The 25,608-nt window shown below is 65.9% G+C and carries 30 protein-coding genes and 25 tRNA genes; all 55 read left to right on the forward strand.

Features of this window, described 5'->3' with window-relative positions; genetic code table 11:
- Positions 1-30: 30 nt before the first annotated feature.
- The 55 genes from HMPREF1529_RS10925 to HMPREF1529_RS11180 all read left to right on the forward strand — a co-directional run bounded on the left by HMPREF1529_RS10925 (position 31) and on the right by HMPREF1529_RS11180 (position 25,564).
- The gene (locus tag HMPREF1529_RS10925; protein WP_016464867.1) at positions 31-321 is read left to right on the forward strand and encodes a hypothetical protein; all 291 of its coding nucleotides are present in this window, start codon (positions 31-33) and stop codon (positions 319-321) included.
- A gap of 171 nt (positions 322-492) precedes the next feature.
- Positions 493-990 carry a hypothetical protein gene (locus HMPREF1529_RS10930; protein ID WP_016464868.1) on the forward strand — a complete coding sequence of 166 codons (498 nt, stop codon included), beginning with the start codon at positions 493-495 and terminating at the stop codon, positions 988-990.
- Complete coding sequence (locus tag HMPREF1529_RS15935; RefSeq protein ID WP_016464869.1) at positions 987-1,358, forward strand: hypothetical protein; 372 nt, start codon at positions 987-989, stop codon at positions 1,356-1,358. The genes HMPREF1529_RS10930 and HMPREF1529_RS15935 overlap by 4 nt, the downstream gene beginning before the upstream one ends.
- A 28-nt stretch (positions 1,359-1,386) precedes the next feature.
- Positions 1,387-1,521, forward strand: a complete 135-nt coding sequence (locus HMPREF1529_RS16415) for a hypothetical protein (RefSeq protein WP_269634117.1) — start codon at positions 1,387-1,389, stop codon at positions 1,519-1,521.
- Between the two features lie 39 nt (positions 1,522-1,560).
- Positions 1,561-1,929: a hypothetical protein gene (locus tag HMPREF1529_RS10935; protein WP_016464871.1), complete on the forward strand. Its 369-nt coding sequence runs from the start codon at positions 1,561-1,563 to the stop codon at positions 1,927-1,929.
- Complete coding sequence (locus HMPREF1529_RS15400; protein ID WP_016464872.1) at positions 1,930-2,544, forward strand: hypothetical protein; 615 nt, start codon at positions 1,930-1,932, stop codon at positions 2,542-2,544. It begins immediately after the preceding gene.
- Complete coding sequence (locus HMPREF1529_RS16150; RefSeq protein WP_016464873.1) at positions 2,541-2,993, forward strand: hypothetical protein; 453 nt, start codon at positions 2,541-2,543, stop codon at positions 2,991-2,993. The genes HMPREF1529_RS15400 and HMPREF1529_RS16150 overlap by 4 nt, the downstream gene beginning before the upstream one ends.
- Before the next feature lie 9 nt (positions 2,994-3,002).
- A complete protein-coding gene (locus tag HMPREF1529_RS10950) occupies positions 3,003-3,272 on the forward strand; it encodes a hypothetical protein (RefSeq protein WP_016464874.1) in 270 nt (89 codons plus the stop codon).
- 9 nt (positions 3,273-3,281) lie between these two features.
- The gene (locus HMPREF1529_RS16155) at positions 3,282-3,809 is read left to right on the forward strand and encodes a hypothetical protein (protein ID WP_036283356.1); all 528 of its coding nucleotides are present in this window, start codon (positions 3,282-3,284) and stop codon (positions 3,807-3,809) included.
- A complete protein-coding gene (locus HMPREF1529_RS15945; protein ID WP_016464876.1) occupies positions 3,809-3,973 on the forward strand; it encodes a hypothetical protein in 165 nt (54 codons plus the stop codon). Before HMPREF1529_RS16155 ends, HMPREF1529_RS15945 begins: the two co-directional genes overlap by 1 nt.
- Positions 3,974-3,987: 14 nt before the next feature.
- Positions 3,988-4,158 carry a hypothetical protein gene (locus HMPREF1529_RS15950; RefSeq protein ID WP_016464877.1) on the forward strand — a complete coding sequence of 57 codons (171 nt, stop codon included), beginning with the start codon at positions 3,988-3,990 and terminating at the stop codon, positions 4,156-4,158.
- 238 nt (positions 4,159-4,396) lie between these two features.
- Positions 4,397-4,693, forward strand: a complete 297-nt coding sequence (locus tag HMPREF1529_RS16325) for a helicase associated domain-containing protein (protein ID WP_016464878.1) — start codon at positions 4,397-4,399, stop codon at positions 4,691-4,693.
- 179 nt (positions 4,694-4,872) lie between these two features.
- Positions 4,873-5,148, forward strand: coding sequence for a hypothetical protein (locus tag HMPREF1529_RS10965; RefSeq protein WP_036283358.1), 276 nt, complete (start codon positions 4,873-4,875; stop codon positions 5,146-5,148).
- Between the two features lie 11 nt (positions 5,149-5,159).
- Positions 5,160-5,435 carry a hypothetical protein gene (locus tag HMPREF1529_RS10970; protein ID WP_036283361.1) on the forward strand — a complete coding sequence of 92 codons (276 nt, stop codon included), beginning with the start codon at positions 5,160-5,162 and terminating at the stop codon, positions 5,433-5,435.
- A 247-nt stretch (positions 5,436-5,682) separates the two neighbouring features.
- A protein-coding gene (locus tag HMPREF1529_RS10980; protein WP_157533859.1) for an IS3 family transposase occupies positions 5,683-6,875 on the forward strand; the annotation gives its coding sequence in 2 pieces (ribosomal slippage) (positions 5,683-5,967 and positions 5,970-6,875; 1,191 coding nt in all).
- Positions 6,876-7,309: 434 nt separating this feature from the next.
- Positions 7,310-8,095: a DNA-methyltransferase gene (locus HMPREF1529_RS10990; RefSeq protein ID WP_198013061.1), complete on the forward strand. Its 786-nt coding sequence runs from the start codon at positions 7,310-7,312 to the stop codon at positions 8,093-8,095.
- A 226-nt stretch (positions 8,096-8,321) separates the two neighbouring features.
- On the forward strand, positions 8,322-13,025 hold the full coding sequence (locus HMPREF1529_RS10995) for a helicase-related protein (protein ID WP_232212114.1): 4,704 nt from the start codon (positions 8,322-8,324) through the stop codon (positions 13,023-13,025).
- On the forward strand, positions 13,025-13,369 hold the full coding sequence (locus tag HMPREF1529_RS15670) for an HNH endonuclease (RefSeq protein WP_036283367.1): 345 nt from the start codon (positions 13,025-13,027) through the stop codon (positions 13,367-13,369). The genes HMPREF1529_RS10995 and HMPREF1529_RS15670 overlap by 1 nt, the downstream gene beginning before the upstream one ends.
- A 93-nt stretch (positions 13,370-13,462) precedes the next feature.
- Complete coding sequence (locus HMPREF1529_RS11005; RefSeq protein WP_101306150.1) at positions 13,463-13,852, forward strand: hypothetical protein; 390 nt, start codon at positions 13,463-13,465, stop codon at positions 13,850-13,852.
- Positions 13,853-14,215: 363 nt separating this feature from the next.
- Positions 14,216-14,288, forward strand: a tRNA-Trp gene (locus tag HMPREF1529_RS11010).
- 141 nt (positions 14,289-14,429) lie between these two features.
- A tRNA-Tyr gene (locus tag HMPREF1529_RS11015) sits at positions 14,430-14,511 on the forward strand.
- A gap of 4 nt (positions 14,512-14,515) precedes the next feature.
- Positions 14,516-14,589, forward strand: a tRNA-Lys gene (locus tag HMPREF1529_RS11020).
- Positions 14,590-14,696: 107 nt separating this feature from the next.
- Positions 14,697-14,770, forward strand: a tRNA-Asp gene (locus tag HMPREF1529_RS11025).
- A gap of 115 nt (positions 14,771-14,885) precedes the next feature.
- Positions 14,886-14,961 (forward strand) — tRNA-Gly (locus HMPREF1529_RS11030).
- 67 nt (positions 14,962-15,028) lie between these two features.
- A tRNA-Ser gene (locus HMPREF1529_RS15955) sits at positions 15,029-15,125 on the forward strand.
- A gap of 69 nt (positions 15,126-15,194) precedes the next feature.
- Positions 15,195-15,268, forward strand: a tRNA-Leu gene (locus HMPREF1529_RS11035).
- A gap of 119 nt (positions 15,269-15,387) precedes the next feature.
- Positions 15,388-15,460: transfer RNA gene (locus HMPREF1529_RS11040), tRNA-Asn, on the forward strand.
- 22 nt (positions 15,461-15,482) lie between these two features.
- Positions 15,483-15,555, forward strand: a tRNA-Thr gene (locus HMPREF1529_RS11045).
- 35 nt (positions 15,556-15,590) lie between these two features.
- A tRNA-Thr gene (locus HMPREF1529_RS11050) sits at positions 15,591-15,661 on the forward strand.
- Positions 15,662-15,766: 105 nt separating this feature from the next.
- Positions 15,767-15,839 (forward strand) — tRNA-Ala (locus HMPREF1529_RS11055).
- A gap of 83 nt (positions 15,840-15,922) precedes the next feature.
- Positions 15,923-15,996: transfer RNA gene (locus HMPREF1529_RS11060), tRNA-Pro, on the forward strand.
- A 728-nt stretch (positions 15,997-16,724) separates the two neighbouring features.
- Positions 16,725-16,796: transfer RNA gene (locus HMPREF1529_RS11065), tRNA-Val, on the forward strand.
- Between the two features lie 73 nt (positions 16,797-16,869).
- Positions 16,870-16,953: transfer RNA gene (locus tag HMPREF1529_RS11070), tRNA-Ser, on the forward strand.
- Positions 16,954-17,074: 121 nt separating this feature from the next.
- Positions 17,075-17,149, forward strand: a tRNA-Ile gene (locus HMPREF1529_RS11075).
- Between the two features lie 34 nt (positions 17,150-17,183).
- Positions 17,184-17,256 (forward strand) — tRNA-Gln (locus HMPREF1529_RS11080).
- 124 nt (positions 17,257-17,380) lie between these two features.
- Positions 17,381-17,456 (forward strand) — tRNA-His (locus HMPREF1529_RS11085).
- Positions 17,457-17,529 (forward strand) — tRNA-Glu (locus HMPREF1529_RS11090). It begins immediately after the preceding tRNA gene.
- A 1-nt stretch (position 17,530) separates the two neighbouring features.
- A tRNA-Glu gene (locus tag HMPREF1529_RS11095) sits at positions 17,531-17,607 on the forward strand.
- Between the two features lie 32 nt (positions 17,608-17,639).
- On the forward strand, positions 17,640-17,945 hold the full coding sequence (locus tag HMPREF1529_RS11100; protein WP_016464886.1) for a hypothetical protein: 306 nt from the start codon (positions 17,640-17,642) through the stop codon (positions 17,943-17,945).
- 31 nt (positions 17,946-17,976) lie between these two features.
- Positions 17,977-18,052, forward strand: a tRNA-Phe gene (locus HMPREF1529_RS11105).
- Between the two features lie 78 nt (positions 18,053-18,130).
- Positions 18,131-18,203, forward strand: a tRNA-Lys gene (locus HMPREF1529_RS11115).
- Positions 18,204-18,270: 67 nt separating this feature from the next.
- Positions 18,271-18,346, forward strand: a tRNA-Arg gene (locus HMPREF1529_RS11120).
- Between the two features lies 1 nt (position 18,347).
- A tRNA-Gln gene (locus HMPREF1529_RS11125) sits at positions 18,348-18,421 on the forward strand.
- 84 nt (positions 18,422-18,505) lie between these two features.
- A tRNA-Arg gene (locus tag HMPREF1529_RS15960) sits at positions 18,506-18,577 on the forward strand.
- 4 nt (positions 18,578-18,581) lie between these two features.
- A tRNA-Cys gene (locus tag HMPREF1529_RS11130) sits at positions 18,582-18,655 on the forward strand.
- Positions 18,656-18,716: 61 nt separating this feature from the next.
- Entirely contained in the window at positions 18,717-19,229 is a 513-nt protein-coding gene (locus HMPREF1529_RS11135; protein WP_016464887.1) for an HNH endonuclease, read from the forward strand.
- Positions 19,230-19,248: 19 nt separating this feature from the next.
- The gene (locus HMPREF1529_RS11140; RefSeq protein WP_016464888.1) at positions 19,249-19,923 is read left to right on the forward strand and encodes a metallophosphoesterase; all 675 of its coding nucleotides are present in this window, start codon (positions 19,249-19,251) and stop codon (positions 19,921-19,923) included.
- Between the two features lie 10 nt (positions 19,924-19,933).
- Positions 19,934-20,203: a hypothetical protein gene (locus tag HMPREF1529_RS11145; protein WP_016464889.1), complete on the forward strand. Its 270-nt coding sequence runs from the start codon at positions 19,934-19,936 to the stop codon at positions 20,201-20,203.
- 30 nt (positions 20,204-20,233) lie between these two features.
- Positions 20,234-20,542 (forward strand): hypothetical protein, encoded by a 309-nt coding sequence (locus tag HMPREF1529_RS11150; protein WP_016464890.1) that lies wholly within the window; start codon positions 20,234-20,236, stop codon positions 20,540-20,542.
- A 22-nt stretch (positions 20,543-20,564) separates the two neighbouring features.
- Complete coding sequence (locus HMPREF1529_RS11155; protein WP_157533921.1) at positions 20,565-21,089, forward strand: hypothetical protein; 525 nt, start codon at positions 20,565-20,567, stop codon at positions 21,087-21,089.
- An 18-nt stretch (positions 21,090-21,107) separates the two neighbouring features.
- Positions 21,108-21,902, forward strand: a complete 795-nt coding sequence (locus tag HMPREF1529_RS15405) for a DUF262 domain-containing protein (protein WP_016464892.1) — start codon at positions 21,108-21,110, stop codon at positions 21,900-21,902.
- A 57-nt stretch (positions 21,903-21,959) separates the two neighbouring features.
- The gene (locus HMPREF1529_RS11165; RefSeq protein WP_016464893.1) at positions 21,960-22,343 is read left to right on the forward strand and encodes a hypothetical protein; all 384 of its coding nucleotides are present in this window, start codon (positions 21,960-21,962) and stop codon (positions 22,341-22,343) included.
- 349 nt (positions 22,344-22,692) lie between these two features.
- Complete coding sequence (locus HMPREF1529_RS11170) at positions 22,693-23,481, forward strand: hypothetical protein (protein WP_157533922.1); 789 nt, start codon at positions 22,693-22,695, stop codon at positions 23,479-23,481.
- A gap of 19 nt (positions 23,482-23,500) precedes the next feature.
- A complete protein-coding gene (locus HMPREF1529_RS11175; protein WP_157533923.1) occupies positions 23,501-24,376 on the forward strand; it encodes a hypothetical protein in 876 nt (291 codons plus the stop codon).
- Between the two features lie 150 nt (positions 24,377-24,526).
- Positions 24,527-25,564 carry a hypothetical protein gene (locus HMPREF1529_RS11180; RefSeq protein WP_016464897.1) on the forward strand — a complete coding sequence of 346 codons (1,038 nt, stop codon included), beginning with the start codon at positions 24,527-24,529 and terminating at the stop codon, positions 25,562-25,564.
- The last annotated feature ends 44 nt before the right edge of the window (positions 25,565-25,608 follow it).

The raw sequence follows: 25,608 nt of genomic DNA on the forward strand, positions 1-25,608 counted from the left end.
ATCACCGACCGCTACACCACGTCCCGGGGCTTGACCGCCTGGCGCGCGTACCGTGATGGGCCGGCGCGTTACCATGCGCGCCGCGCACTCCGTAAGCGAGAGTTCATCGCGGGATGGCGGGCCCGTTCTATCCATCAGATCGCGCTCGAGCACAACGCGCGCACCGAGGGTGCCGTCGTGCCGCCAGCAATCGTGGAACTGATCGCGACCGGGAAGATCATCCAGGCGGTCAAGGAACTGCGTTCTGCGAACGCAGGCATGCTGCTGTTCGATGCGAAGCGCATTGTCGAGCGCCTCCGAGACGAGCTCGAGCATGGCTAACGCTGCGTCGGCATCAGGGCATCGAACCGGCATCGCACCGGTCAAGGGGACGAAATGAGCTGGCTTCGCGAGGGCGCGAAGGTCACCGCGACTCATCCGGATAGGCATCTTCGTGAACACCACGGTGTCGTCCCTCGTCGGACGATCGGAACTGTGCTGAGGCGGAGTTCGTTGCATGCAGATGACACGGGCTGGCTCGTCGACTGGGGCGTGGGCGGAGACGTTCGCTGCGAAGAGTCGGAGCTCGCGCCGCCACCTCCGGACGCCGGCGACCTGCTGGGCATCTCGCGGGTCACACGCTTCACCGAGTGCCGCTCGTGCGGCCGTCCCGGGGAGTGGGTCGACTCGCCGACCGGCGCGTGGTGGTGCCACCTCGACCACCCGGGTGACGGTCACGACTTCGAACCGATCCTGCACTACACCGACGAACGCGCTCGGCACGATCCCGGTTGGTGGTCGGATGTGCGTCCGAAAGACCGCGACGGACTGATCCAGGTACTCTGGCGATCCGCCAGGCCCGGATTCCCACCGCTCGAACCGGACGACCCCGACTGGCCGGCCTACAGCAGTCGCGCCGAGCAGATCATCAACGCGCCATTCGGCGAGGTGAGTCGCGCTGTTCCGGATCACTCCGGCGCGGAAGCGCTCTCGACGAGGCCGACGACATGAGCCGGAATCGGCTATTCAACTCCCGCGACCAGATGGTCTTCAGCAGCGACCCAGAGCCGTTCGTGCGGCTGTCGGATGGGCGTCGCGGCGGCTGGGATCTCCTTTCCAATGCCGACGAGTGTTCATCCGTTGTTGTCTGGCCTCGGCGCGCGTACATCCCAACGCCGCACAACCCCACAAGCAGGCTGTTGGCGGATTTCCGTGCCTTGCACGGTGCGAAGCGAGGCAGGATCCTCACGGACGCCGCGCTCGCATGGCGAGGGAACGTCGGGACCGCCGTGCTGAACGATGCGTACACGACCGAAGAGGCCGTGCACGCTTGCCGCGTGCTCACCCGCATCGCCGGACGACACGTCACTGCATCATGATCCATCCGAGGCCGTGCATGTGAGTTCCATGAGCACCTCGCACTCGCCTCAGTACCTCCGCCGGCGCACCATCGTGCGCACCATTTTCTGGACCCCGATCACCTTGCTTGGTTTCGGAATGATCGCCCAGGCCGTATCCAACTGGATGGCCGCTGGTGCCTGAGGAGCCTCAGCGGCGTCACCCGCCGGAGGTGCGGGGGCGGTGCAGCGCATGATCGGCGAGGCCGCACCGGCCCCCTCTGATCGTCCAGGGGTCATGCTGCCGATACACCTGACCGCCATCGTCGAGTCCGCGAGTCTCGGCATCACGTGCGGCAGCGTCTACCGTGCCGCGCGGTGGGATGGGACCGCATCTACGGCGGCTGACATCATCGACTGGGTTGAAGGCAACGGCGGAGCCGCCGCGTTGTCCGAGAACAGTCTGGTGGTGGTTGACCACGGTGACCTCGCGTTCGCGAGCCCTGGAAGCTGGGTGGTTCATTTACGGGGCCGTCAGTTCACGACCCTTGGAGACACCGTCGTCGATCGGGTGTTCGCTTCGCTGGTCACACCGAACGTGGAGGACGAATAAGTGAACGCCGCTGCACTGCTCGCCACCGAGACCCGGGAGCATGAGATGACAGTCCTCCACGAGGATGGTCTCTACCGGCATATCCGCTTCGGCAGGCCGGATACTGCACTCTGGTCGTTCACTCTCACCACCTGGCCCCACCATCTCGCGATCTCTGGCGACATTGGCGACGGGTGGACGTTCTCCGATCGAGACGACATGTTCGAGTTCTTCGGCTCCCGAAGCGACGCTGGTGTGAACCTGGCCTACTGGTGGGAGAAGCTCCCCGCCTCGCAGCGCACCGCAGCGCGGGCGTTCAGCGAGGACCGCCTACTTCGCCTGGCCGTCGAAGACATCACTGGGTGGGGGATGGTAGAACGCGACCGCGCGAGCGCCGTCGAGCATCTCCGGATGCTCTGGGCGGACTGCTCCGGAGACGAGCGAGACTATCGAAAGATCGTCAACGAGTTCACGTGGGTCCCCACCATCACCACGCACGAGGTCATCTCCGGCACGCCGATCCGGTTCCGAGACTCAGACGATTGGGACTCAGAGGAGTTCTGCCACAACTACCAGATCGCCTGCCACGCCATCGCGTTCGGTGCGCGCCGCTACCGGGAGGCACGGGGCGCATGACCAGCGAGCCGAAGATCCGGATCTACCTGAACACGAGCGCAAAGATGAGTCGTGGGAAAGCCGCCGCTCACGCCGTCCACGCCGCGCTGACCGCGTTCGACATCCATCCTGGGCATCCCGTCGTGGTCCTCGGCGCGAAGCCTCAGGACATCGAGCAGATGCGGACCGTCATCCGCGACGCCGGGCGCACCGAGCTTGAGCCGGGCACTCTCACCGCCGGCACCGACTACAGCCCGTTCGTGCGCGACGACTGTGAGCGCGAGGACCGCACCTTCCATGAGGAACCGGGGGAGTGGACGTGCGACCACGGGTGCGGGGTCATCGACCGCGACTCCCCGATAACGGCACCGATCGACCCTTACGAGCGCGTCCGCCGCATCCTCGACAACACGCGGGGCCACCCCGTCGAGGAACAGGCAGCGGAAATCGTGGAACGGCTCGGGCTGTAGCCTCGACGCATGCGTGGCACCATCCGATCCCTCGAACAGATCACCATCGACCAGTTCGGGGAGTCGGCCGCGCAGGCGCGCGCACACATTCAGGCTGCCGTGCCCGCTGGGTATGAGCTCATCAGTGCCGTCGCTACCCAGTCGCGCGGCGGCGGTGACGTCTCCGCGCATGGGATTGCGCGCTCCACAGCCACGCGTGAGATCGAGGCGCGCGACTTCGGTGCGTTGCGCACGGCGACCCCCGAGGGGTGGCAGCTGATTTCCGTGCGCTCGGACTGATCAAGCGCCGTGCATGTGCACGGCATGAGCATCTTCGATAGCGGCGAAGTCACCTTCTTTCTCGCCTCTGTCTACTTCGCCGTGTTCATAGCCGTGCACGTGCTCGTCATCGTCATCGGTCGGCGGCTCGAGACCACGCCGCCCCGGGAAGGATCGGCGCGTGCGAGAGCGGCTACGCAGATAGCCTGCCTGCAGACGGCGAAGGCGGGATGGTTCGCCGTACTGTTCACGGTCGCCGCGATCACGGTAGTCGATGCGACGCCGAAGCTTCCCCTGCTCGAGGTCATCACTGTCTACGGCGGCCTGATCGGCGTTTTGATCAGCGTTGCCCAGGCCGTTGACTGGTTCCGTGTGAGCGCTCGCGCGCGCGCCGCGCACCGTGAACTGCGAAGACTCACAGTCCATGAAGGTGAGGTCGCTGAGCTGGTTACGGTTCAGATGCCACGCTCCGTCCTCGATCGGCTCCTCGACGGCGGCCGTCTCAGCACCGCTGATCTCGCAACGATCGACGCGATTGAATCGAAGGGCCAGCATTGATGCAGCCGGGATTCTCCATCCTCACGATCCTGGGATTCGCCCTCGTCGCAATCGGCGCCGTGATGGCGCTGCGCCGCGGTCGTCCGATGTGGTGGATGGTCGCCTTCTTCGGGATTGTCCTTCTGGCGGCCGCCGCCTTCGCCGCCGTCGTGCACGCGCTCTGATCTGGAGGAGATTCATGGACGTCCGCACTGCCACCGAGATCGCTACTCGAGCCCACCAGTTCATCTCGAAGATCAGCGATATTCTCACCGACGAGCCAGAGTTCGCTGCGACGAAGATCTCAGACCTGTTCGCCTCCGACGGGACGCAACTCGCGGCAGATGCGGAACTGCTGAACGCCAGCTGAAACCTTCGGCATCCGCCGGACCGTGCATGTGTGAGTCATGAGCACTCACGCCCAGGGCGCGACTACCAAGCGTGCCGACCAGAACTTCCTGCACCGTGTTGAAGAGATTGCCTCGTTCCGAACGACCCACGGACGGCTACCATCCAGCCGAGCCAAGTCGACGCCTGAGCGGATCCTTGGCCGGTGGCTGAGCAGCGTGCGCACTACCCACCGCGGCAAGTCCGGCAAAGGACCACAGGTGGGCGCTGCACGAGTCGAGATTCTCGACAAGCTCATCCCGGGGTGGAACGACGTCGCCCCCGGTCAGGTCGCCGACGACGCGACATTCCGTGACCACCTGGATCAGGTTGTCGCCTACCTCGCGGAGCACGGTCACATGCCGACCTTCTCGTCCGTGGACGGGAGCGCCCTTGCCAGGTGGCTCTCCCGCGTGAAGGGCGCATCGAGAGGGCGAGGAAACATGGCCTGGAGCCCGGAGCGGGAAGTGCTCATCCGCGAGAAGCTCCCGGGCTGGTTGAGCGGAGGCCCGGAGTGACCCCCGCTGCGACCTCAGCGGCAGCGCTGATCATCTTGCTGGCTATCGCCGGCGGCCTATCCACCTATCGTCGACAACGAGCAGCACGCCGAGGGGAGGACCATCCACAGGCGGTATTCCGGGGCCTCCGATGGGCTGCCGCGCTCCGCGGTTTCGCGGTGGCGACCTCGATAGCGTTCATGACGCTCATCACGCTTGCCAACCCCGAACCACTCGTCGATCGGCTCTTTCCCGGCGTAGGTGAAATCGACCGGGTTCATATCGTGCTCGCGTTCCGTGAAGTCCTCGCCATCGTTGTCGTGGGAATCGCCGTGTTCGCCGCTCTCGCTGATGGTGCCGTGACTTTCGTTCGGCCTGCGCCACTTCGCCGCGCATTCATGGGAGTCTTCAGCCTCGCCCTTGCCGGATGCACAGCGTACGGGGGGCTGTTCGTGTTCGCGCTTGCGATCAGTTGACCGCCGTGCATGTGGCTGACATGACCGACGCTTCGGAACAGTCCAAGGCAACCATCGAGCGGCTCGCTAGAGCGTTTGCTCAGACCGCCACTGCGCGAGAGGAGCTCGACTCCGCAGAGGACAACGTCCGCGCCCTCCTCTCGGAAGCTCTCGCGCACGGCGTCACTTGGTCGGAGATCGAGGCGATCAGTGGTGAGAGCGATCTGACAGTCCAGCATCGCTACCGGCCGTCGAACGCGCCCGGCATCACGGCCACACCTACGGTCGACCCGCTGATTGCTCTCTGATGCCGCAGGGGTGGAACCCGTGACTGCAACGATCCAGACTTCAACGGATCGCCCTTCGCATGTGCCGCGGCTTCTCCTAGGGCTGCTCACGATGGGAGTCCTGGCCGCACTGTTCGCATCAATGAACGCGTTGGCCCCTACGCTGATCGCTGCTCGCACGGCTGCCCTTGAGGGCAGGGGACTGCTGCACGAATAGGTGACATCTGATCTGGCTTGCCCGCGGGGGTGGGCCTGGAAGGATGTTGCTGTGCCCAAGCCCTACCCGTCCGAGTTCCGTGACGACGTCGTGCGCGTCGCGAGTAACCGTGAGCCCGGAGTGACGATCGAGCAGATCGCGAAAGACTTCGGTGTTCACCCGATGACGCTGCAGAAGTGGATGCGTCGCGCCGACATCGACGCAGGTGCGAAGCCCGGCCAGTCCCGGACCGAGGCGGCGGAGATCCGTGAGCTGAAGAAGCGGAACCGTCTGCTCGAGCAGGAGAACGAGGTCCTCCGCCGCGCGGCGGCGTATCTGTCGCAGGCGAACCTGCCGGGAAAAGGCTCTACCCGCTCGTGAGCGAGCTCGCCGACGCAGGGATCCCTGTGACGGTGACGTGTCGGGTGCTCAAGCTCTCCCGCCAGCCCTACTACCGGTGGCTGACGAACCCCATCACCCCAAGTGAGGTGGTCGAGGCGTATCGCGCGAACGCGCTGTTCGACGCCCACCAGGACGACCCCGAGTTCGGCCATCGGCTCCTCGCCGACGAGGCCCGCGACAACGGGGAGGCGATGGCGGACCGGACCGCGTGGCGGATCGCCTCCAGCAACGGCTGGTTCAGCGCGTTCGGCAAGCCCAAGCGGAGCAAGGCCCGCCGGCCCGGCCCGCCCGTCCACGACGACCGCTGCGCCGTCATCGACGAGCACGGCCGAACCCGGCACGTGTTCACCGCCGACGCCCCGAACCAGCTCTGGTTGACGGATATCACCGAGCACAAGACCGCCGAGGGCAAGCTCTACCTCTGCGCGATCAAGGACGTCTACTCCGGCCGGATCGTGGGGTACTCGATCGACTCGAGGATGAAGTCCCGTCTGGTCGTCCAGGCGCTCGAGAACGCCGCCCTGATGCGCGGCGACGTCGCCGGCTGCGTCGTGCATTCGGACAGGGGATCTCAATTCCGCAGCCGGAAGATGCTCCGCGCCCTCAGCCGACACCGCATGGTCGGGAGCATGGGAAGAGTCGGGTCGAGCGGCGACAACGCCGCCATGGAATCGTTCTTCGCGCTGCTTCAGAAGAACGTCCTCGACCGCCGCCCCTGGACCACCCGCGAGCAGCTGCGCATCGCGATGGTGACCTGGATCGAGCGCACCTACCACCGCCGACGACGGCAGGCCCGCCTGGGCCGTTTGACGCCCATCGAGTTCGAGACCATCATGAACACGACCGTCGCACTGGCGGCGTGACTACAACCTGTCACCTATCCGTGCAGCAGTCCCAGTGGCTCGTGATTGGCGTAGCTCTCGCTGCGATCCTTCCGCTGGTTGCTTCTCTCGCCGTGCCTCTCCTTGAAGTCAGTTGATGGCTGCTGTTTCAACGACGGTGCGACGCTGGGTGAGCCGCGACGTCGAATGGTACGTCCACGGTAGGAAGCGACCGATCGCCTACTCGACCGTGGCAACCAGCCGCATGTTGGGACTTCTGGCTGAGGCTGGACACACGTTCGCATCCGCCCGGCAGGAGGTCGGCTTTGATCAAGAGGCGCGGGACGTTCTCGACGCGCACATCGATCGTGGGCTCGGTGACGTGAACATGGCTGAGCACGGTGTGCGATATTGAGCCCCCATCGCCGCTACGCCCACGGTTCGACCCAGATGACCGCGCCGTGCATGTGGTGGTGGTGACCGAAACTCTCGCCGCGCCAACTCTCGCCGCGCCCATCAGCACCGTTCGTCCGAAACCCGTTCTCGTCCACGAGTCTGAGTTCGCGACGATCTGGCATGGCGATGCTCGGGATGTTCTCGCGACGGTTCCGAAGGAGTCGATCGACCTGGTACTGACCGACCCGCCATATGGGGTCGAGTGGCAGTCGAACCAACGGTCCGAGCGTTTCCCGCCCCTCATGGGCGACGGTTCGTCTGAGGACGACCGGGAGATCATCGCGGACATCATCGAGCACTGCGTTCGCATCGTCGGGCAGCATCGCCACCTCTATGTGTTCGGCCCTACGGACGTCCTCGAGGGGCAGAAAGTCTCCGAGATCGTCGAACTCATCTGGGACAAGGGCGTCATCGGCTCCGGCGATGTGACTGCACCTTGGGGCCCGCAATTCGAACGGATCTCCTTCTGCGTCTCCAAGTTCCGCCACGCCGGTAAGACTGGCGCCTCGACGCTGCCGACTCGAATGCGCAAAGGCTCCGTCCTCCGCTTCATGCGCCCCACAGGACGCGCCGTCCGGCATCCGTCTGAGAAGCCCGTTCCGCTCTTGCGCGAGCTCATCGAGTCATCCAGCCGAGGAGGTGACCTTGTCGTCGACCCGTTCGCCGGCACTGGCGCAACCGGAGTCGCCGCAATTCTCACTGGACGCCGCGTGGTCCTCGTAGAGAAGGACGCGCAATGGATCCCCGACATGGTCGACCGCGTCAAACGCGCCGAGGAGCTCGCCCGAGCCAGCCGCGACATCTGAACGCACCTGCACCCTCTTGCGATCCTGGATTCGCTACGGCGCCCGGTCGCACTGAACGGTGCACCCTCCCAGGAGCGGACGACGAATCCTGTGTGTGGACGGCGCGCTGCACATCGTCGAGGCCGTGCATGTGTGCAATATGACGCCCCGTATCGCTTCGCAGCTTGCCGCCATTGAACTCGCTTGGGCCCTACCGGAGGATCACACGCCCACAGCTGAAGAGCGTGTGACTCTCACTGCGTTCACCGGCTGGGGTCAGCTCGCTCATGCGTTCGATGCGACACCCGAAAGGCAGTGGGCTGAGGTCGCGGACCGTCTGGAAGCCGCAGTGCCGGCCGCCGCACTGGGTGCAGCAAGTGAGCAGGTCGACACGTCGTTCTTCACTCCGGTGTCCGTGACCGCTGCGATCTGGGACATCCTCACCGCGGCAGGCTTCGACGGAGGTCGCATCCTCGAACCTGGCTGTGGCGCGGGCGCGTTCATGACCACGACCCCCGTCGGCATCGACGTCGACTGGACCGGTGTGGAGATCGACCCGACCTCCGCCCGGATCGCGCGGCTGCTGAACCCAGGAGCGAAGATCCTCGAAGGGAAGCTGCAGTCAACACCTCTTCGTGACGGGTGGTTCGATGCGGCGATCGGCAACGTGCCCTTCTCCGACGTCACCGTGCGCGACACGGACGGTCGCACCGGCGCGCTCCACAACTACTTCGCCTGGCGCTCCGTCGACGCAGTCCGACCCGGCGGGTACGTCGTGCTCGTCACCAGCCGTTACAGCATGGACGCGAAGAGCGGCATCCTGAACGCGATCCGCGAGTGGAGCGGTGCTGCCCTCATCGGTGCGGTCCGCCTGCCCTCGGGTGCGTTCAATGGCGCAGGCACGCAGGCGGTCACCGACATCATTGTGATCCGGAAGAACGACGCCGAAACACACCTTCCGCGTTACGCCGGACAGCCTGACTTCGAGCTCGTCGAAGATGGCTGGGGTTACTACGGTCACCGCACCCGCCAGATCGACCTCCGCCACGAGATCACCGACCGCGCAGCCTCAGCACCCGAGGGCGCAACAGTAAAGGTCTCCCGCTACTGGGCGGACAACGCCGCTCACATCGCCGGCCGGATGCTCGCGACCGGGTTCGACCGCGCGCCGCTCATCGTCGAGTCCACCGACCCCACAGTGGACATCACCAGAGCCGTCCAGTCTCTCACTCGTGACCTCCCTGCCATGAGCAAGCGCATCGGCGAGACCGACGACCTATCTGACGTGATCCTCGCCGACGCTGAAGGGCGCAAGAACGGGTCGTACCATCTGATCGACGGCAGCCTGTTCCGCGTCGAGGGCAGCAAGCTCGCCGCGGTCCGTCAGAGCAAGGAGCTCATCGCGCTCGTCGGGCTCCGTGACCTCGCACTGCAGTTGCTCCAGCAAGAGTCGGACACGTCCGCTCCCGACGATGAGGTCGCGCCGGTCCGCGCGCTCGCCCTTAGCGCCTACGAGGCGTACGTGAAGTCGTTCGGGCACCTTAACCGGGGCACTCTCGTCGAAGGTCGGGTCGACGAAGAAACCGGCCTGCCCGCGCTCTCCTGGCGCCGCCCTGCGATGGGTGGTTTCCGCAAGGATCCAGACTCCGCACTCGTCATGGCCCTCGAAGTGTTCGACCAGGAGACGGGGGAGGCCCAGCCCGCCCCGATCCTCCTCCGCCGCGTGAACCGCGCACCAGAGCCGGTCACACACGCTGACACCGCTGCGGAGGCCCTCGCCATCAGCATCGGCGAGACCGGTCGGGTCGACCTCGTCCGGATCGCCGGTCTCCTCAGCCTCGGAGATGACACCGCAGCCGCGGTCACGCTCCTCGGGGACCTCGTGCACCTTGTCGACGGTCAGTGGCAGCCCGCAGCCGAAGCGCTCTCCGGCAACGTCCGTCACAAGCTGGAGCGTGCCCGTACGGCCGCCGGCCGTGGCGATGAGAACGCCGCCCGGTACGCCGCAGCGCTCGAGAAGGTCGTCCCCGTCGATCTCACGCCCACGGATATCAACGTCACCCTCGGATCCCCGTTCGTGAACGCCGAGGACATCACCGAGTTCCTGAAGAGTGTCCTCGGCGCACGCTGGCCGCGGGTCAGCCACACGCCTTCTCAAGCCGTCTGGGAGGTCGAGGACTCGTCCTACGACCACACCGTCTCGATGCAGTGGTCTGTCCCCGACATGACCGCCGGCAAGCTCGTCGAATGCGCGCTGAACAACAAGCTCCCAGAGATCACGGACCGGGAGTGGGACGCGAACCGTTGCGACTGGCGCAACGTCCGCAACCCGCAGAAGTCCGCCGCGGCCGCCGCGAAGCTCGAACTGATCCGCGACCGGTTCAGCGTGTGGGTCTGGGAGGACGCCGACCGCTCCGCACGCATCGTCCGCGACTACAACGACAAGCTCAACTCTCACGTCACCCGCACCTACGACGGTTCGGGGCTCATGTTCCCGGGCATGGCGGAAGGGTTCACCCCGTGGGCGCACCAGCGGGCTGCCGTGGAGCGGATCGTCAGCACCGAGCGCGCGCTGCTCGGCCACCCGGTCGGCGCCGGCAAGACGAGCGAAATGACTATGGCGGCCCGTACGCTCCGACAGTTCGGGCTCGCGCAGAAGCCGATGATCGTCGTGCCCAATCACCTCCTCGACCAGATCGCTCGCGAAGCGCAGCAAGTCTTCCCGACGGGCCGATTCCTGATCGCGACGAAGGATGACCTCGCCCGCGACGCACGCCGGCTCTTCGCCGCACGGTGCGCGACCGGAGACTGGGACGCCGTCATCATTACCCATTCCGCCTTCGGGTCGATCCCCGTCCGCCCCGATCTGGAAGAGCGTTGGATCGAGGAGCAGAAGCACGCCCTCCGCTGGGCCATGCAGTCCGAGCCCGGCGATCGCACGAAGGGCGCGAAGGCGATCGCACGCGCTGTGCGCTCGCTCGACGCCCGCATCCACAAGCTTCGGGACGGCAAGAACGACTCGGACGCGATCTTCTTCGACCAGCTCGGTGTCGACTACATCATGGTCGATGAGGCGCACCTGTTCCGCCGGCTGGACACACAGAGCCAGTCCCGCGACAACGGCATGGGTTCAGGCTCCTCCAAGCGGGCCACGGATCTCCTCATGAAGGTCGAAACGCTCGCGGACCGGCGCCCCGGTAAGCCCATCTGCGCGTTCTTCACCGGCACCCCCTGGTCGAACACTCTCGCCGAGACGTGGGTGTGGCAGCGATACCTGCAGCCGGACACGCTCGACGCGATGGGTCTTCTCCCGTTCGACGCCTGGGTGTCCGCGTTCATCCGCTATGAGCACAACATCGAGGTCGCACCGGACGGCTCCGGCTTCCGCATGTACCGCCGGCCCGTCGGCGTCGTCAACGCCCCCGAGCTGAAGACGATCCTCGCCCAGGTGGCCGACATCATGGACCCCGCCCAGCTGGGCCTCACCCGTCCCGACCACACGGTGGTCAACGTCACCGTGGAGGCGACGCCCGGGCAGCGGAAGTTTGTGCGCGACCTCGCCGACCGTGCCGACGCGATCCGCAACGGAAACGCTCGCGGAGGTGACGGCACCGTCGACAACATGCTGCTGATCTGCAACGACGGCCGGAAGGTCGCCCTCGACCCGCAGCTGGCCGGCGTCGACGAGGAGTCTGCGAAGATCGCTGAGGCTGCCCGCCTGATCGCGGCCGCACACCGTGAGGATCAAGACCGCCTCTTCGGCCACCACGCGACCCCCGGCAACTTCCAGCTGGTGTTCATGGACCTCGGCACACCCCACCCCGGGGACTCGCAGACCTACGGCCGGCTGCGCCGTCAGCTCGTGGATCACGGCGTGCCGGCCAACAAGGTCCGGTTCGTCCATGAGGCGACGACGGACAAGGCTCGCGCAGCACTGTTCGCGGCGTGCCGAGACGGCGATGTGTCGGTGCTTGTCGCTTCCACGGCGAAGGCGGGGATGGGTACGAACATCCAGACTCGCCTCACGCATCTCTGGCACGTCGACGCCCCGTGGCTTCCCTCCGACGTCATCCAGCGTGACGGCCGCGCGGTCCGTCCCGGCAATCTCTCTGGCCACGTGACTGTTACGCGACTGGTCACCGAGGGTACCTTCGATGCTTACATGTGGCAGGCGCTGGAGCGGAAGTCCCGCGCGTTCGATGCCCTGTACGCGACCGGTACGACCGCCCGCGAAATCGAGGACGTTTCCGGCGCGACGATGAGCTACGGCGAGGTGAAGGCTCTCGCGTCCGGTAATCCGCTGCTGCTTGACCAGGCGAAGGTCCGGGCGCAGGTGAAGCAGCTTCAGGTTCTGCGTGCCATGCACCTGCAGGGTGTTAACCAGGCCCGTCGGAGCGCGGAGCAGCACCGCCGTCGCGCACAGAGCGCGCGGTCCCGCCGTGACGCGATGCTTTCCGCCCAGGACCGGGTGGAGTCCGCGACGGTCGAGCAGCGCACCGCCGCGGTGTCGCGCATCGCCGAGGGCGTCCGCGTCGTCTGGCACGAGCGCAACGCCCACAACGCCTACTACACGTCACGCGTTGCCTACAGGGGCATCACCGCTCAGCTCGTCGACCGTGAGCGCGAGCTTCCCTCCGTGCGCGTGCGACTACTCTCCGGCTACACCGAGTTCGCGGAGCTGACCCTTCGAAACGGAGACGTGCGCCGGAAGCCCGCCGACGTCGCGGCGAACATCGCCGAACACCTCGACCGCGTCCTGGACGAGATGGGTACCCGCATCGCCGACGCCGAACGAGACATCGACTCGCACCTGGCCGAAGCGGCAAATCTCGACCAGGCAGCCGGCGCCGCCACGTTCGACCAGCAGGACGAGCTTGACGATGCCCTGACGTGTCTGGCGGAGATCGACGCTGCGATCGCGGAGGAGGCCGCCGAGGTTCAGGCCGCGTAATGAGGAAGCACGACCGAGTCAACGCGTTCATCCCGCGGGCGCCGGCCCGCGACAGAGACCCCGTTGCCATCGCGTCGGGTGTCGTCACCGTCGCGTTCGGCAAACCGATAGCCGCCGCGGCACGCTGCCACTACTGCCCGCGCCCGGCAACAACGAGGGACCACATTGTCGCTAAGACCCGAGGCGGAGCTGATTCCTGGTGGAACCTCGTGCCAGCCTGCGCCGACTGCAACTCGAAGAAGGGATCGGACGGGTCGGGATGCTGGTGCGCATTCTGCGAACGCGCTCGCTTCCTCTATGACCGAGGCCACCGACCCAGCGGCTCCGGCGTGGCCGGCAGATGAGTGCCGCCTGGCGTCACCGTGCATGTGTCAGCCATGGAGATCGTGACCAGCGAGAAGACAATTCCCGTTCACTCGGTAGGAGGCCAGGAGTTCGTGAATCGAGAGGACGCAGAGCGGCACCTCGCACAGCTGACCGCCCGTATCCGCTTCGCCTACTACCTGGTGCGTTCCGGCTACGACATGACAGAAGGTCGTGGCTACTTCAACGAGAGCATCGTCGGCATCCGGTTGAACCAGCACGGTGGGTATGAGCAGAACGCGATCACCGCCTACTGCCTGGGGGCGCTTGGCCAACCGCTCGACGACTTCTACGGTCGGCCGGTCAACCGTTGGATCACGGGAACGGCGCGCATCTTCGACGATCCGGAGGAGCTGGACGTCTGGATCGAAGAGGCTCGAGCACAGGCTCGTCGGTGGAGCAAGACGTTCGAAGGGCCGATCGTCTGTGACGAGTTCGGCCGCCCGAAGACACCTTCCAGCTGATCCCCGGAAGTTGCCGCAGGGGTGGACGACGCAAGAACGGCGAGGACCGTGCATGTGGAGGCTGATGAACAATTTGACGAGTCGCCGAATACATGTATCCTGAAAGGCTGCCCCACGCAGCATCAAGAACCGGAGGAAGACCGTGAGGTCATTGCAAGCAATGCACGAGACGCAGGTGGCGTACGCCATCCGCGGTGTCGATGCTGCGCGCAAGCCGGGGAACCTGAACCAGTGGATCCTCTTCGGGTCGAGGCAGGTGGGCGACATGTAACGGGATCTCATCCCGAAGCATTGGGAGCCCACCGTAAGTCCGACCTAGGACCCGGTGGGCTTTCTGTTTGCCCGCCCACCACAACAGCACATAGGGACGTAGCTCAGATGGAAGAGCGCCGGTCTCCAAAACCGGATGTCGCAGGTTCGAATCCTGTCGTCTCTGCAAACGCCCCGGGAAACCGGGTGCGCACGAAGAGGGCAACCTCACTCACAAGACCACAGTGGAAGTTGACACCGAGGCCCAGCCTCGGTCGGTTCGGGGCGCCATCCCCGGACCACGCCCTGCCAACCCGGCAGGGCACACGGGAGTGTCGCGTAGCGGCAATCGCAGCGGACTGTAAATCCGCCGTCTTCGGGCATCGTGGGTTCGAGTCCCACCGCTCCCACTTCGCGCCTCTAGCTCAGCTGGTGAGAGCATCCGGCTCTTAACCGGAGGGTCCTGGGTTCAAGCCCCAGGGGGCGCACAAGCGCGAGAGCGCGGCGGGATGGTTCCCGAGCAGAACTGGGGTTCGAGTCCCCGACGCGATCGGTTCGATTCCGGCCGCGGAGCGTAGGACCGTGATCTGCACACGACCCTGTAGCTCAGATGGTGAGAGCGCCGCCCTGTCACGGCGGAGGTCGCCGGTTCAAGTCCGGTCAGGGCCGCGGTTGCGCTACGGGGAGTACCCATCGCGCGCCAGATGGAAGGCGAACCCGTTCGGCTCGGGACGCAGGCACGTGAGCAGCTGCACGCGCCCCGACCGGTGTCGGCGCCTTCTCTGCGAACGTCATCTAGTGGCCCAGGATCTCACTCTTCCAAAGTGATGACGCGAGTTCGAATCTCGCCGTTCGCTCCACCCAGCACGCCTGATGAGCCCTGAAGGGGCGAAACGCGGCATCGCGCCGCGTCGCGTGAGTACGCATGGAGAGCCCAGCCGAGTTTCGGCCTGCCGGCGTCCCTCTCGAAAAGGGTTCGGGCATGTGAATGCCCGTGGGGGTTCGAGACCCCCGCTCTCCGCCACCGTCGCCTGACGAGTCCCCGATGCTGCACGGGGCGAAACGAGCTTCGCTCGTCGCGACATCGCAGCATGCCCTTCTAGCCCAACTGGTAGAGGCGCCGGATTTAGGATCCGGAGGTTCGGGGTTCGACTCCCCGGAGGGGCACGCAACGGCGGCTCAGGCCGCCTTTGAGCACGACGGCGCGCCTGGTGACGCGAGCATCCTGATGAGATGCCGGAGCGAGGTCCGATTCCTCGGTCGTGCACTGCGCCGCAAGGTGCTGATCCCCTGTAGCTCAGTTGGCAGAGCACTCGACTGTTAATCGAGCGGTCCCTGGTTCGAGCCCAGGTGGGGGAGCTCACCCGCATAGCGCGGGTACGCCGCGGTAGCTCAGCCGGCAGAGCGCGTTCTTGGTAGGAACGAGGCCGCCGGTTCGACGCCGGCCCGCGGCTCACGAAACCGTGCATGTGACGGTTGAACCAGACCCGCCCCCTTAGCTGAGAGGCCTAGCACCGCTCTTGTAAAGCGGCGACGCCAGTTCGAATCTGGCAGGGGGCTCGCGAACCGCCAAACGCGCGCTATCAATCGGCGGCGAAGACGTCACGTCACGACGAGCAGGCTCCTTGCACCTGGCACCTCGCCAGGCGAGGAGGGCCTGCGCATGGGGCCGTAGCTCAGTTGGTAGAGCGCCTGCTTTGCAAGCAGGATGTCGCAGGTTCAATTCCTGTCGGTTCCACTGCGGTGTCGGGCGACAACAGGAGCCCGCCGGGCTCACGCTCGGAGCCGTATCGATATCGACGAGTCGTAGCGCGTCGGTAACGGGGTGTAGCTCAGCTTGGTAGAGCGCCCGCTTTGGGAGCGGGAAGTCGCAGGTTCGAATCCTGTCACCCCGACCCTTGATGCCTAGTTACCGGAAGGGCTTGTCTGGGCATCCTCCTCAGCCGGGTCACTTTGGTCTCTCGCCCGTGTCTGGCGGCCACACCTTCAAACAGGAGGGGAGATCTAGCGTAGAGAGCGCTCTCCTCCTTTACATCTCGCCGGTCGCTCCCGTAGAGTCCCCACAAGAAAGTCCAGTCGAGGGGGCAAAAATGATCAAGCGTCGGAACATCATGGTAGGACTTGCTTCGGTTGTCCTCGCCGCGGGAGCGGTGTTCACCGGAACGCCTGCGTTCGCCGCTTCAGACATCGGTGGCTTGAACATCGACGCGGCCTGTAAGGCGATCCTTGGCAGCGCCTGGTCGGCAACCACCGTCAACCCGGCCGATCCTTACGGTTGGCGGTGCGTAAAGCCGGGGTCCTCGGTCGCGCTCTCGAGCCAGGCCTCCATGAACGATGTCTGCCGTTCCAACTACGGGGCAGGAGCCTACGCAGTGCTCACCCATAGTTCATCGTACGGTTGGCGGTGCTATCGCTAGCTGTACGCCACTTCTCTCGGAGGCGGCGTCCCAAACCGTTGGGGCGCCGCCTCCGCCCGTTGTATAGACAGGTCCGTCATGCCGACGAGGGGAACGCATCACGATTGCACCTCCCGGCCACTCACGGTCCGCGCACGACACGTGCGAAACGCCGCCGGCGCACTGCCGGTCGGAAGTGGGGCCTACGCCAAGTGGGCCCCACGCATGCGCCTCTAGCTCAGCGGCAGAGCATCTCGCCTACACCGAGTTGGCCGGGGGTTCGAGTCCCTCGAGGCGCACAAACTGTCGTCATAGCCCCCGGAGCAGACGTGCACGACGGGGAAGCGTGGCGCAGCGGGGGCGCGAGCCCCTGGAGGGGTGGCCGAGCGGTAAGGTAGCGGCTTGCTAAGCCGTCGAGGTGAGAGCCTCGCGCAGGTTCGATTCCTGTCCCCTCCGCGCTGTCCTCGTGATGGAACTGGCAGACATGCGGTGCTCAAACCACCGTGCCCTCCAAGGGCGTCCGGGATCGACACCCGGCGAGGACACGACGGCTGCACGGAGCCGCGATCCGCGCGACGGTCGGGTAGCTCAGCGGTAGAGCCCCGGGCTCATAACCCGGTGCGCAGAGGTTCGATCCCTCTCCCGGCCACCAGCCGCGCCCATGCGGCTCATCCCAACAGGGCTATTCCCCGCTGGTGTAACTGGTAACACACCTGATTCTGGTTCAGGAGAGTCGAGGTTCGATCCCTCGGTGGGGAGCGCAGACATGAAGGCCGCCGGTCAGGTGGCAACCGGACGCAGGGCTATGACCCGTCGTCTGCTCGCGGGCGTGTTGCCGCGGCGAGAGCTCGTGGGGGAAGACATCTCCCGCGACGGGCGCGTGGTGGATGTAGCTCAGCTGGCAGAGCGCCGCGTTGTGATCGCGGATGCCGCGGGTTCAAGCCCCGCCATTCACCCCAGACCCCATGGAGTAGCGGCAATCTCAGCGCCCTTTCACGGCGAAGATCACGGGTTCGAGTCCCGTTGGGGCCACGGTCGGGTTGCTCTGCTGGCAGGGGCCGCTTCGTTCTCAACGAAGACACGACGCGGGTTCGATTCCCGTCCCGACTACGCATACAAACGCATACCGGAGGGAGAATCCCATGACCACCGTGATCACACTGCCACCCGCGCTCGTGAACCGATCGGATGCGCGCGCCACCATCGGGCCGCACGATGCCGACGTCGTGCTTGACGCGACGTCGACCAAGCGATTCGCCTCTGCTGCGGTCGACGAGCTCACCCGTGCTCTACTCCGTGATGCGCCGCAGCGGGTGATCGTCGTGAACGCATCGGACTCGCTGGAACGTGCCCTGCGACTCGTGCATCGGGCGCGCGCACGGCCCGAGCGTACCTTCCTGCTCACGTTCCGTCAGGTCGCCGCAGAGGCGCTCCTGCGGGCAGTGTGAGCGCACCGGACACGCTTGCGTGGCCGGTTTCGGCACCGTAGCTCAGTTGGGAGAGCGTGCGACTGAAAATCGCAAGGCCACCGGTTCGACACCGGTCGGTGCCACCATGCCGTCGAGGCCCCTGAGGAGGAGCGCCCGCCTCGTATACGGGAGTGAGCAGGTTCGACTCCTGCCGTCGGCACCACGGGCCTCTAGCTCAACCGGCAGAGCATCCGCCTTTTAAGCGGAGGGTTCTGGGATCAAGACCCAGGGGGCCCACGCGGTCGGCGCCGGCCGAAACGGCGTCATCTTGAGGGGGCAGTTCCAGATCCGCCGCTCGCTCCACGCCTTCGTAGCTCAACGGATAGAGCACCGGATTACGGATCCGGGGGTTGCAGGTTCGAGTCCTGCCGGGGGCACCATTCCCTGATGGTGTAACGGCAGCACGACGGCCTTTGGAGCCGAGAGCCCGGGTTCGAACCCTGGTCGGGGAGCCAACCTCGTGCTGGCAGCTCAGCAGATGAGCACTGCCGCCCTGATGCAGAATCCGCGGGTTCGGCCCCTGCCGAGCGCCCGCCCTTGCCGTCGACGCCGAACGGACCGGCACCCGCCCCCTAAGCGGACACCTGCGGGTTCGAATCCCGCCGGCGGCTCTCTGGTGCCATGGCCGAGAGGCGAGGCGACGGCCTGCAAAGCCGTAGACGCCGGTTCGATTCCGGCTGGCATCTCCACGTCAACTTCCGCTGTCCAACTGAACACCATGCCGCGCATATGTGAGGAAAGGAGCCTGCCGTGCGAATACAGAACCGGTCCGCCGTCGTCGTCCTCAACGCGTCGTTCGAGCCGTTGGGAGTTGTCCCTGTCGCGCGCGCGGTGGCTTTCCTCATGCGTGAGCGTGCGGTGATCGTCGACGCGATACCGGGGCGGACGATCCGTTCTGCCGAGACAGAGTTCCCGTTCCCTCGCGTGGTGCAGTTCCGCGAGATGATACGAGTCCCGTACCGCTTCGGTCACGCCGCATGGTCCCGACGCGGAGTTCTGGAGCGCGACGCACACGAGTGCGCGTACTGCGGTGCACGCGGCCTGACGATCGACCACATCGTGCCGCGCAGCCGGGGCGGCCGCGATGAGTGGATGAACACCATCTGCTCCTGCGCAAGGTGCAACGGGCGGAAGGCGGACCGGACGCTGGCGGAGTCGGGCATGACCCTCCGATACCAGCCACGGATCGTCACGACCCGCGACACCATGGTCCTCGCGATCGCGTCGGTCGGCGCCGACCCCGTCGCGCTCGGGCTGGCGTGATCCTGTGCATGTGCAGATCATGACGCAGATCCTCTACACCTCCGACCCGCACGTGCAGCACCCCATGCTTGCGCGCCTGCGCGGGTTCCTGACCGCAGACGGCGAGGCGGACACGACTGCGCACGACGCCTGGTACGCCGAGATGTGGCGGGAGCACGTGACCAAACGTGATCTCGTGTATGTCGCGGGCGACCTCACCGTCGGCGGGGTCGCCCGCGAACGGTACGCTCTCGAACTGATCAGATCGCTTCCCGGCCGGAAGGTGTTCGTCGCAGGGAACCACGACCGGACGCACCCCGCGCACCGCGACAGCGTGAAGGCGGGGATGCAAGCCGAGTGGCTCGAAACGTTCGACGCCGTCCTGCCGTTCGCGGTTCGTCGGGTGATGATCGGTGGTGTGAAGCGCCAGCTCGCCGTGTCCCACTTCCCGCTGTTCGGCGATCACACGCGTGAGGACCGCTTCGACGAGTGGCGGCTGAAGGACTCTGGCCGGTGGCATCTGCACGGTCACACGCACAACCCGGAGCAGCGCGTCCACGACGGGCACCAGCTGCACGTCGGGATCGACGCTTGGGGTCGCCCGCTGACCGAGTCCGAGGTCATCCGGATCATCGAGGCGGCTGAGGCAGGACGTGAGCACGACGTGTCATTCCGTCAGCTGATCGACGCGGCTGCGGCCGCTCAGGCGGACTAGGCTCACGGCCATGCCATCTCTGGCGGACATCGTCACCACCGACGATGGGGTGTTCCTCATCGTCGGTGGTGCCTCCGGGGCCGACATCGTCTACGGGCACCCGGTCGGTGCCTCGGACCCCACCGCGCTCGTTGAACTGCGCGAGCTCGGCGCCGTGCGGATCACGCCCGCGGGCGATGCGAGCCGCGGGCTGGTCGAAGCGCTCCGCCGGGGCGTCGCACCGTCGGCGCTGCCGGCCATCCATGCGGCAGTGGTCGCAATCGCCGCGGAGGACGCCTGACCTCACCCGGGCACTGTGCATGTGCAGGGCATGAACCTGCGCCTTCCTGCCATGTCGGCATCCGCCCGCGAGCTGAACCGCATCGCGGGGATCATCGAGCGTGTCCCAGGCCCGGAAGGTGACGGGCTGCATGAGCGGCACCGCGCCACCGTGTTCGCGTACGTCAACGACCCGACCTCAGAGAACTGGCGAGAGCTTCGCCGGATGCCACTGACCCGCACGCTCACCGTGTGGGTCGCCGTGATGCGCACGTGCGGCCTTGGCCTCTACCAGCAGCCCACCAGCGAGCAGATCCTCGAGGTCATGCAGGCTGCGACGAACCGCCAGATCGCCCACTGACCGCGCCGCACTCATGGTGGGCATGAATACCTTCGACGAGTCCCTTCACCCGCGCGGAAACGCCGGGCAGTTCGCCACGAAGACCAACGACGCGCCCGCCGGCACTCTCGCCCCCACCGTCCGCGCCCGGGCGTGCGCGGAGTGCGAATCGAACGCCGAGTACCGCTACGCGAACATCCCGCGCGGCTACCGCACCAAGAATGACCCGCTGTACTGCGGCGCCCACGCTGCGAAGGTCGCCGCCGAGGGGCAGCCCATTGAGGCAATCCCCACCGGACCGGCGACCGTGTGGCTCGTCGAAGGGGACGACCACGAGTACGAGCTCGTCGAGGCGTGCTCCGAGGATGAGGCGCTCGACATCGCCGCCGATCAGTTGAAGGATCGGTACGGCGACGAGGAAGACGGCGAGGACTACGATCCGCGTGACTCCCTCACAATCGTCGGCGCCTTCACGGGTGACCCGGACGACACCGACGAGCTCGTGTTCATCGAGACCGAGGGCGCTGACGACGAGGCCCGCGCGCTCGAAGCGCTCGCCTACATCTGACCGTGCATGTGAGGACCGATGAGCACCTTCGACGAGACCAAGCACCCGCGCGGCCAGGCCGCCAACTCCGGCCAGTTCGCGGCGAAGACGAACGAGCCGCCGGCGGGAACGCTCGATGACCGTGCCGCCCGAATGGCGGCCGCGGCATCCCTTGAGGTTGAGCTGAGCGCACTCCGCAGGTCGCGCGTCCCATCCGACGAGGACAAGGCTCGGGAGGCCGAACTGAGATCCCAGATCGCTGACGCCTACGCGCGTCCCTCCCGGCAGCGGAAGCCGATCAGCAAGCTCAGCCTGACGCCCATGAACCGCACGGCGCAGTCGTTCATCCCCTACGACGATCGGGAGGACAAGCTCGAGCTGAACCCGCCGTATCAGCGCGGTTCTGTTTGGTCCCTGGGCCAGAGGCGCGCACTCATCGAGTCCATCCTGCGCGGGATTCCTATCGGGGCGGTCACCATCAACGATCGCTGGGCCACAAACGGGTACACCGGCACGGTCGGGTATGCGTGCGTCGATGGCAAGCAGCGCATCGAGACGATCCGCGGCTTCTTCGCCGACGAGTTCTCGGTCCCCGCCGACTGGTTCGAAGACAACGAGATCGCTGACGAGGACGAGGACGGAGAGATCCGCTTCTCCCAGCTCGCTGAGCGCGGACGACGCCGTGCGGAGAACTGGGCCATCCCGACGATTCAGGCAGCTGTCCCGACAGTTGCGGGGGAGGCGCGCTTGTATGGGCTTCTCAACAGTGGCGGCACCGCCCAGACCGAAGAGAACCTGCGGATCGCTCAGGGCGTCGCCGAGGGGGAGCTCTAGCGCTGAGGACCGTGCATGTGTGAAGCAGACAACAGTCACGCGCACGAAGGACGTCCCATGAGTGTTCAGGTGAAGACCACCCGTACTATCGTCGAGACCCGCCGCTACGAGCGTACCGTTCCCGACCTGCAGCTTGACGTCCTCCCGCGCAAGCTCCGAGCAGAAGCCCTCCACATCGTCGTGACAGAGACGATCGGCGGGCCCTACGCGGGAACCTCGGTCTGGCTGCACACAAACCGCTACCGCAAGGATGGCGAGCTGTCCGCGGCGCAGCCGCGACGGTTCCCGATCCACGAGCTCGCCGACGCACGATCGCGACTGCGAATGTGGACGCCCCACATCTTCGAGACCACGTTCACAGATGAGACGAACGGCCGTCTCGTCGACCTCCACGCGCAGGTTCTCGAGGAGCTCACCAGCGTCGACTGGGACAGCATCTGATGGCGATCCGGTTCTGTGGCGACGCGGATCTGCACGCCGCTCACCGCTGGCCCTTCGTCGTCCCGGCGGGAGAGTTCGAGGAATACTGCCTCGGACGGCACTCTGTAAGTGAGGGCAGCTGGTTCGCAGCGAGCCACCGCCGCGGAGACCACCGCAGCGCCCACTTCTACCTCGAGGTGTCCGCAAGGTCACTCTGCGGATACGGGCACCAGAAACAAGGCGGTCTGCCGTTCGACCCGGGCCTGGGCTGCACGACCGTGCCCGATCCTCGTCTGGGCGAACCCCGCTACCGACGTACCTGCTCGCACTGCCTCAAAGCGATCGGCTGATAGCCGCACTCATGGTGGTCATGAGCACCCACGACGAGACCCTCCACCCGCGCGGCCAGGCCGGCAACGCCGGACAGTTCCGCGCGAAGGAGAACAGTGCCCCTGTCGAAGCGCTGAACCCGCGCGGTGAGCTCGACGACGCCAACACGCTGTACCACCAGAACACCGACCAACTTCGAAACCTGGTCGTTCGCTACCTGCGCGTCGGCATGCCCGCCGACGCGGCACGAGTAGAGTTCGAGCTGTCCGACCAGGGCGACTATGTCTACGTAGCGCGGGCCTTCGACGCCAACGAGTCGGAAATCGACATCGAGGATGACTACGACACGTGGGCAGACGTGGACGACGTCGTCTCACATCTCGGCGACCCAGACGACAACCGCACCGTCTTCCGGGACCTGTTCGAGCGCACCGACCGACAGGTGTTCACCTGGGTTCGCTCGGAGCCTTCGGACGAGGCCGAGGCCGCATCCATCCGATCTCGCATCGACCGTCTGCGCCAGACTCGGCAAGAGCTTGGTGCCCGATCCCAGGCGGCCGCGATCGTCGCCGTCCGCCGACTACTTCCGGAGGGTGCGAAAGCGACACTCACCTGGGGCGACCAGACCGGTCCCGACTACCTCACCGTCGACAAGCTCACCCTCGCCGACGGCTCGATCGTCGATGGCGGGGAGTCCGCGGACGACGCCGGCGTCGACTGGGACGAGATTGACATGGCGGCCAGCGATATCCGTGACGGGAAAGACCCGAGTCTCCGTGCCGTCGACGACCGCGGCATGTACTTCGAGCTCGACCAGCTGGCGGCCTAACGCCGTACTCATGGTGGTCATGAGCCCCTTCAACGAAAGCGATCACCCGCGCGGCCAGGCAACGAATGCGGGCCAGTTCCGCGCGAAGGCCAACACGATGCCAACAGCCAACCTCGCGATGTCAGCGAACGATCTCGCCTCCCAGCCGATCGGTTTTGAAGAGCTGGTCGAGATGCAGATGAACCCTGACCGCTACGCGGTCATCGACGTCGACCACAGCGAGATCACGTCGCGGCGCTACGCCGCCGAAGGTGACATTCCCTCACGACGGCTGAACAGCGATCGACCGAGCTTCATGGGAGGAGGTGAACGTGACTTCCATCTCGCCCTCGAACGGATCGACGCAATCTGGGATCCCACCGCGCCTATTGGAGCGCGATCTGATGAGCTCATCGCCGACATGCGCCGCTCCGGTGCTCTCGGCGTCGGCGGAGAGGCTGGACTCGAGGCTTACGCGCGAGCGATCGTCTGGAACGAGTCCGGCGGGTACCTCGACGAGGAGCAGGTCAATCACCCCCTTGACCACATCCAGTCCGGCGGCACCAACTATCGCAACGAGGCACGTGCGTTCGGTTACCACCCGGAGCAGTACGTCATCGATGTCGCCGCGGCAGCGCGGGCGGCCAGCTACCGGGAGGCACACGCCGAGAACGATGAGGCTCGCCTCGCCGCGGCAATCCGACGGGTCACGCTCACGGAAATCGCGGGGCACGCATCCCGGAACCTTGATCGAGGATGGTCCACTCGCGAGGACGACATCGAACAGCTCACCGAACGCGCTCGGCGATACAACGCCGCGGCCACGAACTCCACCGACGCGATGATGCGTTCGCAGAGCGCGGTTCGGGCGCGCGCATGCCAGGACGCACTCGACCTGATCCTCCGAGACATCTGACCGCGTCCAAATCACGACGCCAGCGCCCAGCCAACGATGCGCGCCAGTTCAGACAACGGGCCATGCGAGCGAGCTCTTCCAACCGGCGCTAGCCGTTGGGTGTGCCGCAGGGGTGGTAGCCGACCGCCACTACCCGGAGTGTGATCGACCATGGCTAACCCGTTCCTATTCCTCGGCGGCGTTGCCGTTGGCGTCATCACAGCAGGTATCGGTGTACTCGCCGTCCCCGGCTGGATCAACTCCGCTCACGACGCGGCAGCAATCAACGACCTGAGCACCATTCGTGCCGCAGAGTCGGCCGCGGTCATGCACCTAGGCGCCTACACCGACAGCCTGGGAAAGCTGAAGGACGGGTCCCTCGGCGTCAAGTTTCAGGCCTCAGACGGCGTGCGACTCTTGGGTATCAAGGCGGACGGTCAGGACTCATGGTGCGCAGCAACGCTCTCGCAATCCGGCATCATCTTCGCTGCGACCGCATCAAACGCCACGACACCTTCCGGATCGGACGCCGGCGCCGTGATGCGCGCCGCGGGATGCTCAACGGACGCCATCAACGCCGTTCTTGACACGGCCTACGGTGCCCTCGTTGAGACACGACGCAACCTCGTACTCAACCCCGTCATGGGAACCGGTGACGGACTCGGATGGTCCTCCTACTACAACCCCACCGTCGAGTTCGCGCCCAGCGATGGCCCCACCGGCGGGACCATGCAGGTCGTCAAGAAGGGCGCCGGGAATGCGAATCAGGGGCGGGCCGCGAACACTTCGCTCGCGATCGCTGATCTCCCACTGAACACGCCCTTCCAGCTCATCGCCCGGGTGAAGGCCCCTGCAGGTCGTGAGTACCGGGTCGCGCACAACGCGGATGCCGGCGCCGGCGGTGAGGCATTCGTCGACATGGTCGGCAACGGATCCTGGCAAGAGATCGTGTTGACTGGTGTCACCCGCGGCGCGATCGCTTCTGTCCCAGCGCCACCGCGGGTGCTGGTGATCTCGACCGCCGCAATGAACCCAGGGCTGGCAGTTGGCGAGACGCTGTTCATGATCGACTCCGCTTCACTCGAATACAACACAGCCGGAGCGTTCTTCTACGGCGGCGCCGATGCTGGCGGATCCCTGAGCGCGACCCGCTGGGTCGGCGCTCCAGATCGGAGCCCCAGCATCTACCTCGAGCGCAAGCGTCCCTAGCGTCCCGGAGTCGAGATCGCGGGAACTCCCTGGAGAGGGCTCGC

The sequence above is a fragment of the Microbacterium sp. oral taxon 186 str. F0373 genome (assembly GCF_000411455.1).
Lineage (GTDB): Bacteria > Actinomycetota > Actinomycetes > Actinomycetales > Microbacteriaceae > Microbacterium.